This window comes from Tenacibaculum larymnensis (assembly GCF_028829235.1).
Taxonomy (GTDB): domain Bacteria; phylum Bacteroidota; class Bacteroidia; order Flavobacteriales; family Flavobacteriaceae; genus Polaribacter; species Polaribacter larymnensis.
The window spans coordinates 519,601-534,775 of record NZ_JAIWJY010000001.1 but is presented as its reverse complement, the minus strand read 5'-3'; the positions used below and the strand labels follow the sequence as shown (position 1 = coordinate 534,775).

12 protein-coding genes and 1 tRNA gene are annotated in these 15,175 nt (G+C 32.0%); 4 read left to right on the top strand and 9 right to left on the bottom strand.

What is annotated here, in order from left to right:
* Nucleotides 1-12: 12 nt before the first annotated feature.
* Nucleotides 13-1,200 (bottom strand): phosphoglycerate kinase, encoded by a 1,188-nt coding sequence (locus LCI24_RS02415; RefSeq protein ID WP_274638993.1) that lies wholly within the window; start codon nt 1,198-1,200, stop codon nt 13-15.
* A gap of 111 nt (nt 1,201-1,311) precedes the next feature.
* Between LCI24_RS02415 and LCI24_RS02410 the strand changes: the two genes are divergently transcribed.
* The 3 genes from LCI24_RS02410 to LCI24_RS02400 all read left to right on the top strand — a co-directional run bounded on the left by LCI24_RS02410 (nt 1,312) and on the right by LCI24_RS02400 (nt 2,386).
* Nucleotides 1,312-1,734, top strand: coding sequence for a molybdenum cofactor biosynthesis protein MoaE (locus LCI24_RS02410; RefSeq protein ID WP_274638992.1), 423 nt, complete (start codon nt 1,312-1,314; stop codon nt 1,732-1,734).
* 30 nt (nt 1,735-1,764) lie between these two features.
* A tRNA-Ala gene (locus tag LCI24_RS02405) sits at nt 1,765-1,838 on the top strand.
* A 14-nt stretch (nt 1,839-1,852) separates the two neighbouring features.
* Nucleotides 1,853-2,386: a GNAT family N-acetyltransferase gene (locus LCI24_RS02400; RefSeq protein WP_274638991.1), complete on the top strand. Its 534-nt coding sequence runs from the start codon at nt 1,853-1,855 to the stop codon at nt 2,384-2,386.
* On the opposite strand, the gene LCI24_RS02395 is transcribed toward LCI24_RS02400, so the two are convergent.
* Nucleotides 2,383-5,139, bottom strand: a complete 2,757-nt coding sequence (locus tag LCI24_RS02395) for a PD-(D/E)XK nuclease family protein (RefSeq protein ID WP_274638990.1) — start codon at nt 5,137-5,139, stop codon at nt 2,383-2,385. The two genes, LCI24_RS02400 and LCI24_RS02395, sit on opposite strands and share 4 nt — an antisense overlap.
* A 78-nt stretch (nt 5,140-5,217) precedes the next feature.
* Here LCI24_RS02395 and LCI24_RS02390 point away from each other — a divergent pair, with 78 nt between their 5' ends.
* Complete coding sequence (locus LCI24_RS02390; RefSeq protein ID WP_274638989.1) at nt 5,218-6,003, top strand: amidohydrolase; 786 nt, start codon at nt 5,218-5,220, stop codon at nt 6,001-6,003.
* Between the two features lie 30 nt (nt 6,004-6,033).
* On the opposite strand, the gene LCI24_RS02385 is transcribed toward LCI24_RS02390, so the two are convergent.
* The 7 genes from LCI24_RS02385 to LCI24_RS02355 all read right to left on the bottom strand — a co-directional run bounded on the left by LCI24_RS02385 (nt 6,034) and on the right by LCI24_RS02355 (nt 15,172).
* Nucleotides 6,034-7,014, bottom strand: a complete 981-nt coding sequence (locus tag LCI24_RS02385) for an acyl-ACP desaturase (protein ID WP_274638988.1) — start codon at nt 7,012-7,014, stop codon at nt 6,034-6,036.
* A gap of 42 nt (nt 7,015-7,056) precedes the next feature.
* Nucleotides 7,057-7,785: a lysophospholipid acyltransferase family protein gene (locus tag LCI24_RS02380; protein ID WP_274638987.1), complete on the bottom strand. Its 729-nt coding sequence runs from the start codon at nt 7,783-7,785 to the stop codon at nt 7,057-7,059.
* Nucleotides 7,786-7,911: 126 nt separating this feature from the next.
* Nucleotides 7,912-8,334, bottom strand: coding sequence for a hypothetical protein (locus LCI24_RS02375; protein WP_274639065.1), 423 nt, complete (start codon nt 8,332-8,334; stop codon nt 7,912-7,914).
* 107 nt (nt 8,335-8,441) lie between these two features.
* Nucleotides 8,442-11,225, bottom strand: coding sequence for a TonB-dependent receptor (locus tag LCI24_RS02370; protein WP_274638986.1), 2,784 nt, complete (start codon nt 11,223-11,225; stop codon nt 8,442-8,444).
* A 217-nt stretch (nt 11,226-11,442) separates the two neighbouring features.
* Entirely contained in the window at nt 11,443-13,014 is a 1,572-nt protein-coding gene (gene pgi / locus LCI24_RS02365) for a glucose-6-phosphate isomerase (protein WP_274638985.1), read from the bottom strand.
* 2 nt (nt 13,015-13,016) lie between these two features.
* Nucleotides 13,017-14,297 carry a peptidoglycan DD-metalloendopeptidase family protein gene (locus LCI24_RS02360; RefSeq protein ID WP_274638984.1) on the bottom strand — a complete coding sequence of 427 codons (1,281 nt, stop codon included), beginning with the start codon at nt 14,295-14,297 and terminating at the stop codon, nt 13,017-13,019.
* Nucleotides 14,298-14,395: 98 nt separating this feature from the next.
* The gene (locus tag LCI24_RS02355) at nt 14,396-15,172 is read right to left on the bottom strand and encodes a DUF3108 domain-containing protein (protein ID WP_274638983.1); all 777 of its coding nucleotides are present in this window, start codon (nt 15,170-15,172) and stop codon (nt 14,396-14,398) included.
* Nucleotides 15,173-15,175 lie beyond the last annotated feature (3 nt).

The window sequence follows — 15,175 nt, the reverse complement described above, 5'->3', positions numbered from 1 at the left end:
CGAAATGACGAATTATTTTAAAATTGCTTCAATTCCTGGTAAGGTTTGTCCTTCTAACATTTCTAACATCGCTCCTCCACCTGTAGATACATAACTCACTTTATCCGCAAATCCGAATTGTTTTACAGCAGCAACCGAATCTCCTCCTCCTACTAACGAGAAAGCTCCATTTTTAGTAGCTTCCGCAATCGCATTTCCTAAACCAATAGTTCCTTGGGCAAATTTTTCCATTTCAAAAACACCTAAAGGCCCATTCCATAAAATCGTTTTAGACTTTGCGATAACTTCAGCAAACTTTTCAACAGTTTTAGGTCCACAATCTAACCCCATCCATCCATCAGGAATTTCATTCGTGTCTACTACTTGTGTATTGGCATCTTTTGAAAAAGCATCTGCAATAACTGCATCTACTGGCAAGTGAATTTCTGTATTATTTTCTTTCGCTTTGGCTAAAATCTCTAATGCCAAATCTAATTTATCTTCTTCAACTAATGAGTTTCCAATTTTTCCTCCTAAAGCTTCAATAAACGTAAACGTCATTCCACCACCAACAATAATATGATCTACCTTTTCAATAATATTTTCAATCACTCCAATTTTAGACGACACTTTTGCTCCTCCTAAAATCGCAGTTACTGGTTTTTCTGAATTATTTAATACTTTATCAATACTTTCAATCTCTGTTGCTAATAAATTTCCGAAGCATTTATTTTCTGGAAAAAACTGTGCAATAATTGCAGTAGAAGCATGTGCTCTGTGTGCTGTACCAAAAGCGTCATTTACATATACATCTCCCCATTTAGATAATTGTTCAGCGAAAGCAACATCACCTGCTTTTTCTTCTGGGTAAAAACGTAAATTTTCTAATAATAAAACTTCTCCGCTTTTTAAATTTGCTACTGCCTCTTGAACAGTTGCCCCAATACAGTCATCTACAAACTTAACTTGTACACCTAACACTTCAGTTACTTTGTTAACAATATGACGTAACGAAAATTGATCTTCTTTTCCTTTTGGACGCCCTAAGTGAGACATTAAAACACAGCTACCACCATCTTCTAATATTTTTATAATAGTTGGTTTTGCTGCTTGAATTCTTGTATCGTCAGTTACTTCAAAAGTACCGTTTAAAGGCACATTAAAATCTACTCGGATTAATGCTTTTTTATTTTCAAAATTGAAATCGTTCAATGTTTTCATCTTAAGTTGTGTTCTGTTTCAGCTAACAAAAATAATTATTTAAATCTGATTGGTTTCTATTCTTTTTGAGCTTTCAATCTTATATCTTTGTTAAACTTACGTGCTAACAATATGAATACAACTTCTATAAAAATAACTTCGGATAAACTTAACCTACAAGAATGTTATGATTTTGTAGCTGATTCTTCTTGTGGTGGAATTGCTGTTTTTGTGGGTACTGTAAGAAATGCTACTCAAAAAAAAGAGGTTACACAACTTGATTTTTCTACTTACAAGCCTATGGCAATTAAAGAAATGCAAAAAATTGCAGATGCTGCCTTAGAAAAATTTGGAGTCACAAAGATTGCCATTCATCATGCAGAAGGTTTGTTAACTATTGGTGACGTTCCTGTGATTATTACCGTTTCTTCTCCACATAGAAAAGCTGCTTTTGAAGCTTGCCAGTATGCTATTGACACTTTAAAAGAAACGGTTCCTATATGGAAAAAAGAGTTTTTTAAAGATGGTGAGGTTTGGGTCAATGCGCATCCTTAAAAATACTATATTTGGAAGAGGTAGTTTTAAGGGGCATTAGCTCAGTTGGCTAGAGCGTTTGACTGGCAGTCAAAAGGTCATCGGTTCGACTCCGATATGCTCCACTATTTTTTTAATCATGATTGAATTTATTACGGCTACTAACCAAACCGATTTGCTTCAGATATTGGATTTACAGCGACAAAATTTGCCTGAAAAATTATCAGAAACAGATAAAAAAGAACAGGGTTTTGTTACTGTTCGTCATGATTTAGAAATACTTCAAAAAATGAACGATATGCACCCGCATATTATTGCTAGGAATGATGGTAAAGTCATTGGCTATGCTCTTTCAATGTCTAAAAGTTTTAGAAATGACATTCCAACTCTCATTCCTATGTTTGATGAAATAGATACAACTTCAAAAGGAGCCAAACCGTATATTTTAATGGGGCAAGTATGTATAGGCAAAAACTTTCGTGGAAAAGGTATTTTTAGAGGGTTATATACTAAAATGAAAGAGGAATTCACTGGAATATACCATTCTATTATTACTGAAGTAGATGAAGAAAATACGCGTTCAATGAATGCGCACAAAGCCATTGGTTTTAAAACGTTAAAAACCTACAAAAGCAACAATCATAACTGGGAAATTATTTATTTAAATATTTAATACGGTAAATCGGTAGGCTCAATAAAATTGATTGTCGGGTCGTATAATTCCGTTAACAGATTCTTTATTTCAGCCATAAATTCTTCTAATTTTTCTTCTGTAATAGCATTATCAGGCTTTCGGTAATTGGATGAAAAGTTCATTTGTAAAAAACCACTTTTTAAATTTTTAAACGAGATTATTCCTGCTTCTAGTGGCTTTTCAAAATTAAATTGTGTGTGTTGAGTGTATAAAAAAGCATACAACATTACCTGAATCGCTTTATGATACTTTAAATCGCGTATGGCTTCAAAATCGAGTACTTTTAAATTTGTACTATCTACCATTCCTGTTTTATAGTCGATAATTCTAGTAACTCCATTTAGCTCATCAATACGATCTACAATTCCTTTTATTTTTATCGGAAAATTAATTCCTTCAACCATAATTTCTGAAGATAATTCTTGCTCAGTAGCCACTACTTTCAGTTGATTATTTTCGTCTTTTAAGAGTTGTTTTTCTTTAGCTAAAAAGTTCTCTACAAAACGATTCGCAACTTCAAAAATCAATCGATTCTTTCCTGTAGTTAAATCTCCATTTTTAAAATGTTTTGAAAAATAAAAACTTACTAGTTCTTTTGTTTTTTTCTGCATATTCTCAACATCTCCTACTTGCAGAAATTTACCTTCAAAGGGTTTATATAATTCTTCTAAAGTATCATGTACTACCGTTCCCATCGTATTGGCAGCAACTGTTTCTTCAACGTCATCTAGCTCATTAATTTTTAAAATTTTCTGCTTGTAAAAAGCAATAGGATTATACAAATAATTGGTTAATGCTGATGGAGAAATTCCTTTTTGAGCTAATTCTTGTAAGCGTTCTAGTACTTTTTCATCTTTTTGAATTTCTTTTAACCGCACAGGTGATGTTACTACTTTCGGACTTATAATTTTTTCTGTAATATCATCTCTCATCATTTCTAACTGCGTTACAAAACGGCTTTTCTCTCCACTTCCAAACACATCATGCTCTGTATTATACAAAATGTAAATATTTTTTGCACGTTGTAGTAATCTAAAAAAGTGGTACGAGAAAAGTGCATCTTTTTCTCTATAGGTTGGCAATCCAAACTCTATTTTTACATCAAAAGGAATAAAAGTGTTTTGCTGTTGATTGGCTGGTAAAATCCCTTCATTTACTGAAGTTATGATTACATTTTCAAAATCTAACACACGTGTTTCTAACACTCCCATTAACTGTAATCCCTGTAATGGTTCTCCCTGAAAGGATAAACTTTCTGACTGGATTAATTGTCTAAAAAATTGATGCAAAGTTTTTAAGTCTTGTACATAACCAAATTCATTATGTAAGTTTTGCAGCTGAGTAAACGCGGTGTAAAAACGGAATAAATATTCTTTTTCTAGTTCATTCGCATTCTCTTTTAGCAAATTAATCAACTCTATTATTCTGTTTAAAAATTCACTAATTGATGAAAACGGATTAAAAACATTCTTTGTAATTTTCTTTATTTCTTCACTTACAGGGGATAAAAAAGTAACTATTTCTTCTTGACTAACAAATGTGTTATTTTCTTTGGCTACAGCTTCTGAAATTACATCTGCAATATTCTTTTCTTCATTTAACTGAAGTAGTGTATAAATTGTTGCGTCTTTTACTAACCTGACTACATCTTTATGATAAAAAAGGTTTTCTTCCTTCTTTTCTAACTTTTCTTGATTGATAAATAAATGAAAGATTGCAAAAACTAAACTTGTTGTAGGAATATCTTTTAGCGGATATCCCATTGTAATATTTACCGCATTTACGGTTTCTGGTAATGAATTTAAGGTAATCGGCAACAGTGTTTCATCTGCCAACACCAATGCTGTGTTATTATAATTAGGAAGTTTGGTTAAAATTTCACCTGCATATTTTATCTGTGTGATGTTTTTAGAGGCTCCAATTACTTCAATATGTTTCTCTTCTGAGAAATACTCTTTAATAATTTGAATTGGATGTTGTTGATAATATTTCCAACGAGTTTTGTACTTTCTTAAAAAACTTCCTGCTTGGTGTTGACTCTCATAAAACGTTTTATCAATATCCCAATAGGCTTCTGCTTTTCCGTTTAATAAAAATTGTTCAAGCAAGAACTCTTCCGCAGCATTTAAAGCATTAAACCCTATAAAAAAGTACTTTTTTTTATGATTTTCACTAATAAAGTTTGCTACTTTTTTGGTTGCTTCTCTATACAAAACCCCTTGATACCCGATATTATTTTCAAGTAAAAACTGATAAAAAGCATCGTAATATTTGTTCAACTTTTTCATGAAAGCAAAATGATCTTTCATCAATTCAGTTTCTTGAAACTCTCCTTTTACCGACCATTTTCGTAAGCGATGTATATCGCGTAAATACACAAAGATTTCTCGTGTGTTAATTAAATGTTGATCGATTTCATTAAAGTCTTGTAACACCGTAAATGCCCAGGATGAAAACACATCAAATGTATCTGGTTTTTCTTCTTGTTCTTTATAGATTGTATAAAAATAAAAAAGTAACTGAACGGAATCTACCTTTTTCATTTCTGAAATTTCTTCAACGAAATCACCAATATTTATAATTTCTGGTAAGAAGCCTGCTGAAATTTTATTTTTAAACGTTTCTTTTACAAAAACTCCCGCCCTTTGTGAAGGCAGCACAAACACAACATTCTCAAACGATTTGGTGTTTTGTAAAATAGTATCTAACGTTTCTGAAATAAAAGACTGCATTTTTTATAAAATGATTTTTAGCTTGAATCGAAAGTACAATTTTTATCCTATTTTTGAGAGTACAAATAGCCTATATTCATGAACACAACGAATCACTTAAGAGTAGCTTTGATTCAATCGGATTTAATTTGGGAAAACCCAGCAGCAAACAGAAAACAATTTGAGGAGAAAATCAACAGTTTGACTGAAGATATCGACTTAGTTATTTTACCTGAAATGTTTACTACAGGTTTCACTATGAATGCTTCTGTAATTGCTGAGACGATGGAAGGTGAAACAGTACAATGGCTACAAAATTTAGCACAAGAAAAGAGCATTGCTATTACTGGAAGTATCGTTATTAATGAAAATGATCATTTTTACAATCGTTTATTATTTGTGCATCCTTCAGGAAAAATTGATTCGTATGATAAAAAACATACGTTTACGTTAGCGGGTGAACATGAAGTGTTTTCTGCAGGAACTGAAAGAATTGTAGTTGAATATAAAGGCTGGAAGATTTGTCCGTTAATTTGCTATGATTTGCGCTTCCCTGTATGGGCTAGAAATGCTAAAAACTATGACCTCCTCTTTTATGTAGCTAGTTGGCCTAAACCTCGTATTGAAGCATGGGATAGCTTATTAAAAGCACGTGCTATTGAAAACATGAGTTACACCATTGGTATAAATAGAGTAGGAGTAGACGCTAACGGTTATGAATATACTGGTAATACGGTTTGCTATGATACTTTAGGAAACTGTTTAGCAAAAAACAACCAAGGAACTGAGGAAATACTAATTGTTGAATTAGATAAAGAAACACAAATAAAAACTCGTAATAGATTTCGGTTTTTGGATGACAGAGATGAGTTTATATTTCAATAAAAAAGCAACCTTTCGGTTGCTTTTTTATTTTTATGCAGGAATCATCCATTTGAAATTGAATTTTGTATCCGGTACTACGATACGTTCAGTAATTCGATACATCCTGTCTGGTAATTTCATTAAGAAATCTCGTGCTTTTTCTGCTTCTGGAGTTAGATTAGTAATCTTATCTATTTCCCAAGCTTCATTTAGTTTTCTTACGATATCAACATAATCAAAACCAGTGTATACACCTATTCTTTGCGCAACGGTTGAAAAATCATCAAACAGACTTCCTTTCTCTCCAAAAGACTCTCTTAAATGCATTGCAGGCATTACAATTTTATGCTTCATCATGTGTTGAAACGCTAACATCATTTCACTTGGATCAATTTTAAAAATCTCTTTTACAAACTCAGTATATGCTAGGTGGTGACGCATTTCATCTCCTGCAATAATTCGAGACATTTTTGCCAAGGCTTTGTGTCCTTTTTTCTTTGCTATTTTAGCAACATTTAAGTGCGAAACATACGTTGCTAATTCCTGAAAACTTGTATACACAAAGTTTTTGTAAGGATCGGTAGCTGTACCAATATCAAATCCGTCAGCAATTAAGTGTTGTGTTGATACTTCTACCTCACGCATGTTTACTCTTCCAGATAGGTATAAGTACTTATTTAACACATCTCCATGACGGTTTTCTTCAGCGGTCCAAGCACGAATCCATTTTGCCCAACCATTATCTGGTTGTTGTGTTACTCCATCTAAGTCTAATAACCAAGATTCATAAGTTGGTAAAGCTTCTTCGGTAATAGTATCTCCTACTAAAACCACCCAAAAATCATCATCAAGCTCTTTTGATAGTTCTTGAATCTCTTTTACTTCTTCTATAAAAGAATCTTGTTGTGAATTGGGTAAAAAATCGGTTGGTTGCCAAATTTTTTCAATTGGCATTAAGAACCTGTCTACAAAACTGTCTATATTTTTTTCCAGCGTTTGCATTACTTCCTTTCGAATGTTTTGTATTGACATAATTTACTTTAAGGGTTTATATTTATTGTTGTTTGTTTTCGTTTAGTATATCCCAGACTTTACAGCTGTTTCTGTTTTCAAAATTAACTCATCAAACGGTAAACTGCTTACTTTTATTGGTTTGTGGGTTTTTATCTTTATCGGGCTTCCAATTCCTAACGGGAATTTTCCGTACTTAAATACTTTCCATGAGTTATTAATTGATATTGGAACAAGATAGGCTTCTGGATTGTATTTAGCTATCATTTTAAGCCCATTAACAGAAAATGGCTTAGGTTTTCCTGTTCTACTTCTTGTTCCTTCCGGAAAAATAGCCGCAGACCATTTATTCTCGTTTATGCGTTTCGCAAATTTTCCTAATTCTGACAATGCTTGTTTGGCGTCTTTTCTATCAATTAAAGCCGCTCCTCCATGTTTTAAATTGAAGGAAATACTAGGGATTCCTTTTCCTAGCTCTTTTTTTGATACAAATTTTGGGTAGTGTTTCCTAAGATACCAAATAATTGGCGGAATATCAAATGTACTTTGATGATTTGCGACAAAAATTAAGGTTGTATTTTCTGGTAAATCCTGTTTATTTTCAAACTGAACTCTAATTCCTAATATCAATAATGATTTTATGAGGAACCAATTCATAATATTTACTACGTTCTGGTGTCCTTCTTGTCCAAAGAGCTTAAGACCTAACCATTGTAATGGATGAAAAATTAATAATAAAGAAAAAAACACCAATGCAAAGATTGATGAGAGTATATAACTTAAAACCTTCATTCTATTAGTTGTTTTGTTATTTGCTTAGTCTTTTATTTAATAAGTTAATCATACCGATTTCATTATTAAAACATTACTAGTGCGCAAAAATAGAAAATCCAGCGGAAGCGGGACTATAATTTTATCTTAAAACCAATTGTTCCAAGGAATTCTTGCGAGAATTAGGACTAACGCTAGTCCGTAAAAAATTACAAAGGTTTTAAACTTAGCTTCGCTTTTTACTTGTTTTTTATGTTTTGACCAGCCTATTGTGATTAATACAATAGCTATAATCATCATTAATGGATGCTCTACTGCTAATAAGCGTGCCATTGGTTCTTTCATTACTTCTCCTCCATTAGCTTTTAAGGCTTTATACCAAGGAGACATAAAATACCATCCTAAACCTATTAATAGTTGAATATGAGTTGTAATTAAAGTAAACAACCCTAAACGAAACTCTTTATGGGTAAATTCTTTTTTTTGTACTAATCCTATAATAGCATTTACCACAGTAAAAATTAAAACTGCTAATACAATATATGCCCAATAAGAGTGCAAAGTTTTCATCATGATTTTATACATTTTTAGTTAGTGTAAAAATACTGAATTTTCTGCATAAAAAAACCACCTCAATTGAGGTGGTTTTTGAATTTATTTTTTCTTAAAGTTTGACATTAAAAAGTATAAGTCAACCCTAAGTTCCAAGTTCTACCATAACCAAAAAACACTCTGTTAGAAGTATTAATACCATTCCAAGTTGTATCTCCAGGACGAGCAGCATTATTTGTATCTGCTTCTGAAATGTATAACTCATCTGTTAAGTTATTTACGTTAAAACGTAACCCTAAAGAGTTATCATTCTTAAAAGTATACTTGTACGAAATTCCAGCATCAGTTAATGAATAACCAGGCAATTTTAATGATTCAGAATCCTGAGAAGTGAATCCATCTGCATCAATAGATCCATACAAGTTGGCTACATAGAACTGGCTGATATCAAACTTCAACCCTTCAGTGATTTTATAATCAAACCCTAGTCTGAAAGTAGTATGAGGTACATCTCCAACTTTTTTATCTTCCAAGTACAATGTTTTCTCTTGTTCCACTCCTCCTACAATAATTGGGTTATTAGATTCATCAAAATAAGTTGCAACAACATCAGAACCATACTCATAATTACCGATTGATCCCATTAAGTTAACTGTTAAGTTACCAAATTTAGCTGTTGCCTCTAACTCAACTCCCATATGAATTTGCTCAACTCCTTGTAAATTAGCTGTCCCTCTAATATCATCTCTATCATCACTAGGTGTATTATTAATATCAAATTCACCAGATGCTGTCAAAAATCTATCTTTCCAAGATGTTCTATATAAGTTAATGTTTACGTTATAGTTTTCGTGTCTAAAACCATACCCTACTTCAAGGCCTAAAATTTTTTCGTTGGTTAACCCCTCACTTACAGTATTAGAGTTATAATCTGGGAAAACAGCATCAAATAAAGGTTGCTTAGAATAATAACCTGCATTTGCAAACACATTGTGTTGTTCATTTATATTCCAATTAATTCCACCTTTAATATTACCTCCCCAAAGGTTTTGCCAATCCGATGCCTGCTCTGGGTCAGAATCTAAATAGTTAAAGTAATCTATTCTTTGGAATCCTTGACGAGAAACTGCTCCTTGAATAAATGCAGAGATATTATCTTTACTATACTCTAACTGAGTAAAAGCTCCCATCCAATTTACTTTTCCGTCATTATAATAATCTATTTTTTGTTCATCATCTACACTTTTGAAAACATTCCAAATATTTGAAATTTCTGGAGCGTATGTCTCAGTAATTACAGCTCCATCAGGGGTATTTATATTATCATAATCAACATAACTATCAGCTCCCATTAAATCAACTAACCTCCTATAGTGAATTCCTTTGTAAGTTCTTAAATCAACTCCAAAATCCAATGTTAACTCATCAGTTAGTTTAGTATTGAAGTTTGAAATTGCTCCAAACCAGTTATGAGAATTCATCGAAGATCTTTGAGAAATACCGTTATCACTTCCGTATTTACCTTCACCTGTAGGATGACCATCATTACCTGTATTAACATACGCTCCATTGAATTGACTTCTCATAGTAGGGTCGTTATATTGTCCTCCACCAAAATCAACTACCTCTTCTCCTCTGTTCCATCTTATAATATCATCAATGCGAACTAAACCATTTTCATCTTTTAATTTAGATCCAAAAGACTGATTTCCATTAATACGTCCAATAGACCCAACTGATCCTCCTCTCCCTAAAGAGGCATATAATACTGTAGACAATTTAGAATTATCGTTTATTCTCCAATCCCAGTTTAAAGAAGCAACAGGCTTGTGGTAAAAGTTCCCACTAAAAGTTTCTTCTTTACCGTTTCTATACCCCCAATCAGAGTTATACTTCCTGTTAGGGTCAACTCCATCACCATAATTAATATAATCATTTAATGAAGGTGCATAACCTCTACCGTTATGCCTTTGAGGAGCTCCTGTTACCGTGAACTGAAAGTCGTGATTTTCATTAGGTTTGTAACCTAAAGCTAAGTAGAAATTATATCCTTCAAACTCAGTACCATCAACATAACCATCTCCAGCCACTCTACCGAACAAAGCTGAAACAGATAAACCATTTTCTAACAAACCTGTATTGTAAGAAACGGTTGTTTTTAAATAATTATCATTCCCTACACTAGCATAAACTCTACCTCCTTCTTTTTTATCAGCAGAACTAGTTAATACGTTTATAGTACCACCAACAGAAGAAATAGCTAATTTAGAAGACCCTAAACCTCTTTGCACTTGCATAGCAGAAGTTACATCAGATAGACCAGCCCAATTAGACCAATATACCCAACCATTTTCCATATCATTAACAGGCATCCCGTTAATCATAACAGCTGTATTTCTTTGGTCAAAACCACGAATATTAATTCTTGAATCACCAAAACCACCACCTTGCTTTGTTGCATAAACAGAAGGAGTAGTATTTAAAATTTCTGGAAACTCCTTAGATCCAAGTTTTTCTTGAATTTCTTCAGATTTAATAGTAGATACAGCTACTGGAGTTTTTCTATCTTTTGCAATATCAACAACCCCAGTGATAATAACCTCTCCTAATACATTGGAAGGCTCTAAAGCAATAGTTCCTAAATCAGAAGCTCCAGAAAAAGACACTTCTTTGTTAGTATACCCAACAAACGATACTACTACTGCTCCTGTGTTTGAGCTAGCGTTTAGTATAAATTTTCCATCAAAGTCAGTTGCTGAACCGTTTGTAGTCCCTTTTACTACAACGTTAGCTCCTGGTAATGGTTCCCCCATTTCGTCAACTACTGTACCAGTAATTTTTGTTTGACCTAAAACTGTAGCTGTTACAAAGAACAAAGCTACAAGTAATACATTTTTAAATGTTTTCATTTTTTAATCTAATTGTTATTAAATGCAGGTGCAAATATCCTGCTTTTCATTAGTGCTAATATTAACTTAATGTTAAGTTTTAACAATAAATTAAGACCCTACAACATCTAAAAAAAGCTATTTAACACTGAAAAACAACACATTACACCCAACCTTAATTGTTAATAAAACCTATATATAGGTTAAAAAACGTAAAAGAGATACGATTAGGTAGAATTTAATCGTTTATAAGTTTTTTTTGGGCTAGTTCTTTTCCTAATTCAACACCAAATTGATCGTATGAGAATATATTCCATAAAACTCCTTGAGTAAAAATTTTATGTTCGTATATAGCTAAGAGCATTCCTAAAGAATAAGGTGTTAATTTTTTAAAAGTTATTGAATTACTAGGGTGGTTACCATTAAACACTTTATAAGGTAAAAGTGTATTTATTTGGTTTAGTTGATTATTAACCTTTAATTCTAAATGAGCTTCTTCTTTAGTTCTTCCAAAAGCTAAAGCCTCTTGTTGAGCAAAACAATTTGCGAGTAACTTTTCGTGATGTTCTTCTAAACTATGTAAAGACTCTTTAAATCCAATAAAATCAACTGGTATTAATTTTGTTCCATGATGCAATAGCTGCATAAAAGCATGTTGTGAATTCACTCCCGTTCCTCCCCAAACAATAGTTCCTGTTTGGTAATCAACTCTATTTCCATTTCTATCAACATCTTTACCATTGCTTTCCATCACAGCTTGTTGCAAGTAAGCTGGTAACCTCTCTAAGTACTCACTGTAAGGTAATACCATTTCTGTTTCTGAACCAAAGAAATTATTATACCAAACACTTAAAAAAGCTAATATAACTGGTATGTTTTTATCAAAGCTTGTAGTTCTAAAATGCTCATCAATTTTTTCAGCTCCTCTTAACAGTTTTTCAAAATTATCAAAACCTAAGGATAAAGAAATCGATAGACCTACAGTTGACCAAAGTGAAAATCGACCACCAACCCAATCCCACATAGGGAATATGTTCTTTTTGTCAATTCCAAAATTTTCAACAGCTTTAATATTACATGATACAGCTACAAAATGCTTAGAAACATCAAAAACAGTAGCTGATTTTAAAAACCAATCTCTTATTGTATTAGCATTATTAATTGTTTCTTGAGTTGTAAAACTCTTAGAAACTACAATAAAAAGCGTTGTCTCTGGATTTATCTTTTTTAAGACTTCAAAAACATGATCTCCATCAATATTTGACACAAAATGTGTGTTGAGTTTATTTTTGTAGAATTGTAATGCTTCTACAACCATTTTAGGTCCTAAATCTGATCCACCTACACCAATATTAACTACATCTGTGATGGGTTTTCCTGTATACCCTTTCCACTTTCCTGAAATAACTTTATTACTAAAAGCTTTCATCTTTCGTAAAGCTGTTTTAATCTTAGGCTTTACATCTTTACCATCTACAAAAATGGGTGCGTCTGTACTGCTTCTTAAAGCTGTGTGTAATACTGCTCTATTTTCCGTAACATTAATTTTATCTCCTGAAAAATATTTTTCGATAGCATCTTTTAATTCCACTTCTTCAGCTAAAGAAATCAATAAGTCAATTGTTTCTTGGGTTATTCTATTTTTAGAATAATCCACAGACAATTCATCTAAACAAATAGAAAACTCATCTTTTCTATTTTTATTCTTACGAAACAGTTCCTTTAACTCATAACCTTTCGCCTCATTAAAATGTTTTGTTAACCTCTCCCAAGCATTAGTTTCTGTAGGATTTATATTCTGTAATGGCATAATTAATGTGTAGCTAAAATTTCTTTTTCTTTAAATGAAAGTGGTTCTGGTTGTGGTAATTTTATACTATCTAATTGTCTTTTTAATGGTTTTATATATTCTAAATATGTGGGTTTTATTTTAGGATCTAAAGGTTCTGCTGATGGTAATTTTTCACGGAACGGATCTACCTGTCGTCCATTTTTCCAGAAACGATAGCAAACATGTGGACCACTGGTGTTTCCTGTCATACCTACCCAACCAATAATATCTCCTTGTTTTACATATTCACCAACTCTTACTTTTCTTCTTTTCATATGTAAATACTGAGTTGTATAGGTGCTATTATGCTTTACTTTAACATAATTCCCATTACCTCCTCTTCTTGCAGATTCTACAACAGTACCACTAGCTGTAGTCATAATAGGAGTTCCATATCTAGCAGCAAAATCAGTTCCTTTATGGGCTCTCACTCTGTTACCATAAAGTTTTATCCGCCTTCTTAAATTATAACGTGATGATATTCTGTATTGAAATTTAATAGGTGATTTTAAAAATGCTCTTCGTAGCATGTTTCCTTCTTGATCGTAATATTCAGGAATTTTTTTTATTGAATCGGCTACATATCTGTATGCATACAAATCTTCTCCATTATGCTTAAAAATAGCAGCTTTCACTTTACCGTACCCAACAAAGGTTGTATCGTTTATAAACTTTTCTTCAAAAATTAATTTAAATGTGTCTCCTTTTTGTAAACGATAAAAATCTAGTGTCCAAGCATAAATATCTGCTACTGTGTTGGTAAGTGTTGGTTTTAACTGTAAACTATCCATTGTTATGGATAAATTAGAGTAAATCTTACCTGCTATTTCTTTTTCAACAGTCTTAATCTTTTTTCTATGTTTATATGCAGATATTATAGAATCTTTAAAATCGATAATAGTAGCTTCTACTTTGTTGTGTTTATAAATAAAAACCTGTGCTTGATCTAAACTGTCTTTTGAAGCTAAAATTGTGTAAGCTTTTCCTGATCGTATCCTTCTTACATCAAAAGTATCTTTAATTCTGGTTGCTATTTCGTTAATTTTAGGATACATTACATGATGTCTATCCATAATTACTCCAAAACTTTCTCCATTCTTTATAGTATCGTTAATAACCTTATAATTATCTAAATTAAAACCATAAGCTATAATAGACTTTGGTTTTTCTATTTTGATAGGTTCTTGTACGACTACTTTCTTTTCTTTTTTACATGAAAAGAAAAGACATGAAATAATGAATGTAAGAATGAATTTTTTCAAAAAAAAGCTGCTTTAAATTTGAGTTTATGCGCAAAAGTACAAATAAATACTATTTTTCCTCCCACTTTAACAATTCTTAAACAGCTTATATAGTTTTTTTAATCTACAACTATTTCAAAAGGGTTTGCTAATCCTTTATAAGCATCTAATTCTGCACGTAATGATCCAACGGCTAAAGAAGCTTTCATTTTTATTGGTATTTTATTGTCATCTGCTGAAATCCAAATAGTAACACTTTCTTTTGCTTTAAAAACTCTACCGGCTTGAACCAATGGTCTAAATTTTTGTGTTTTAACCTTACCAAACTTTGTTTTTAATGTTTCGTGCCCCAAAAATCGTAATTTAAACGGGTAACTTTTATTATCGAAAAACATATCAAGCTTGATTTCATCTCCTTTTCTTAAGTTTTTGGTATTCTGACTTCTTAAAAAATAGAAAGTAGAAATCATGTCTTGAGGTGATCTAACAGAAATTAATGTATCTTTTTGCTTACGGAAATCTTGAACGTACGCTGTGTTTTTTTTATGATTAAAGGTTATATGACGATTCTTTTTATGACCTCCTTCATCTATTTTTCTTTTGAATAAATAAGGTTGCACTTTGTCAATTCCAAAATAACTTTCATACCTGTCTTCAACCTTAAAAAACCAACTTATAACACCCGTTGTTTTACCTGTTCCTATAGCATGTAGTACTTTTTGGTTATTTAAATTCTTTTCTTTTAACTGTAAAACTGCTGTTCCTGCTTTTAAAAACCCACTATAGCTCATATCAAAACGAAGCCATTCTCCGCTCTTATAGGCTGTTGGTTTACTTTGTGCAAAAAAACTTTGTGCAACTACTAAAAATGTAAAAAACAATATTCTTTTTCTCATAAT

Excerpts from the sequence above, each read along its gene's own strand:
- LCI24_RS02415 (WP_274638993.1), bottom strand. The coding sequence starts at position 1,200 with ATGAAAACATTGAACGATTTCAATTTTGAAAATAAAAAAGCATTAATC.
- LCI24_RS02410 (WP_274638992.1), top strand. The coding sequence starts at position 1,312 with ATGAATACAACTTCTATAAAAATAACTTCGGATAAACTTAACCTACAA.
- LCI24_RS02400 (WP_274638991.1), top strand. The coding sequence starts at position 1,853 with ATGATTGAATTTATTACGGCTACTAACCAAACCGATTTGCTTCAGATA.
- LCI24_RS02395 (WP_274638990.1), bottom strand. The coding sequence starts at position 5,139 with ATGCAGTCTTTTATTTCAGAAACGTTAGATACTATTTTACAAAACACC.
- LCI24_RS02390 (WP_274638989.1), top strand. The coding sequence starts at position 5,218 with ATGAACACAACGAATCACTTAAGAGTAGCTTTGATTCAATCGGATTTA.
- LCI24_RS02385 (WP_274638988.1), bottom strand. The coding sequence starts at position 7,014 with ATGTCAATACAAAACATTCGAAAGGAAGTAATGCAAACGCTGGAAAAA.
- LCI24_RS02380 (WP_274638987.1), bottom strand. The coding sequence starts at position 7,785 with ATGAAGGTTTTAAGTTATATACTCTCATCAATCTTTGCATTGGTGTTT.
- LCI24_RS02375 (WP_274639065.1), bottom strand. The coding sequence starts at position 8,334 with ATGAAAACTTTGCACTCTTATTGGGCATATATTGTATTAGCAGTTTTA.
- LCI24_RS02370 (WP_274638986.1), bottom strand. The coding sequence starts at position 11,225 with ATGAAAACATTTAAAAATGTATTACTTGTAGCTTTGTTCTTTGTAACA.
- pgi (WP_274638985.1), bottom strand. The coding sequence starts at position 13,014 with ATGCCATTACAGAATATAAATCCTACAGAAACTAATGCTTGGGAGAGG.
- LCI24_RS02355 (WP_274638983.1), bottom strand. The coding sequence starts at position 15,172 with ATGAGAAAAAGAATATTGTTTTTTACATTTTTAGTAGTTGCACAAAGT.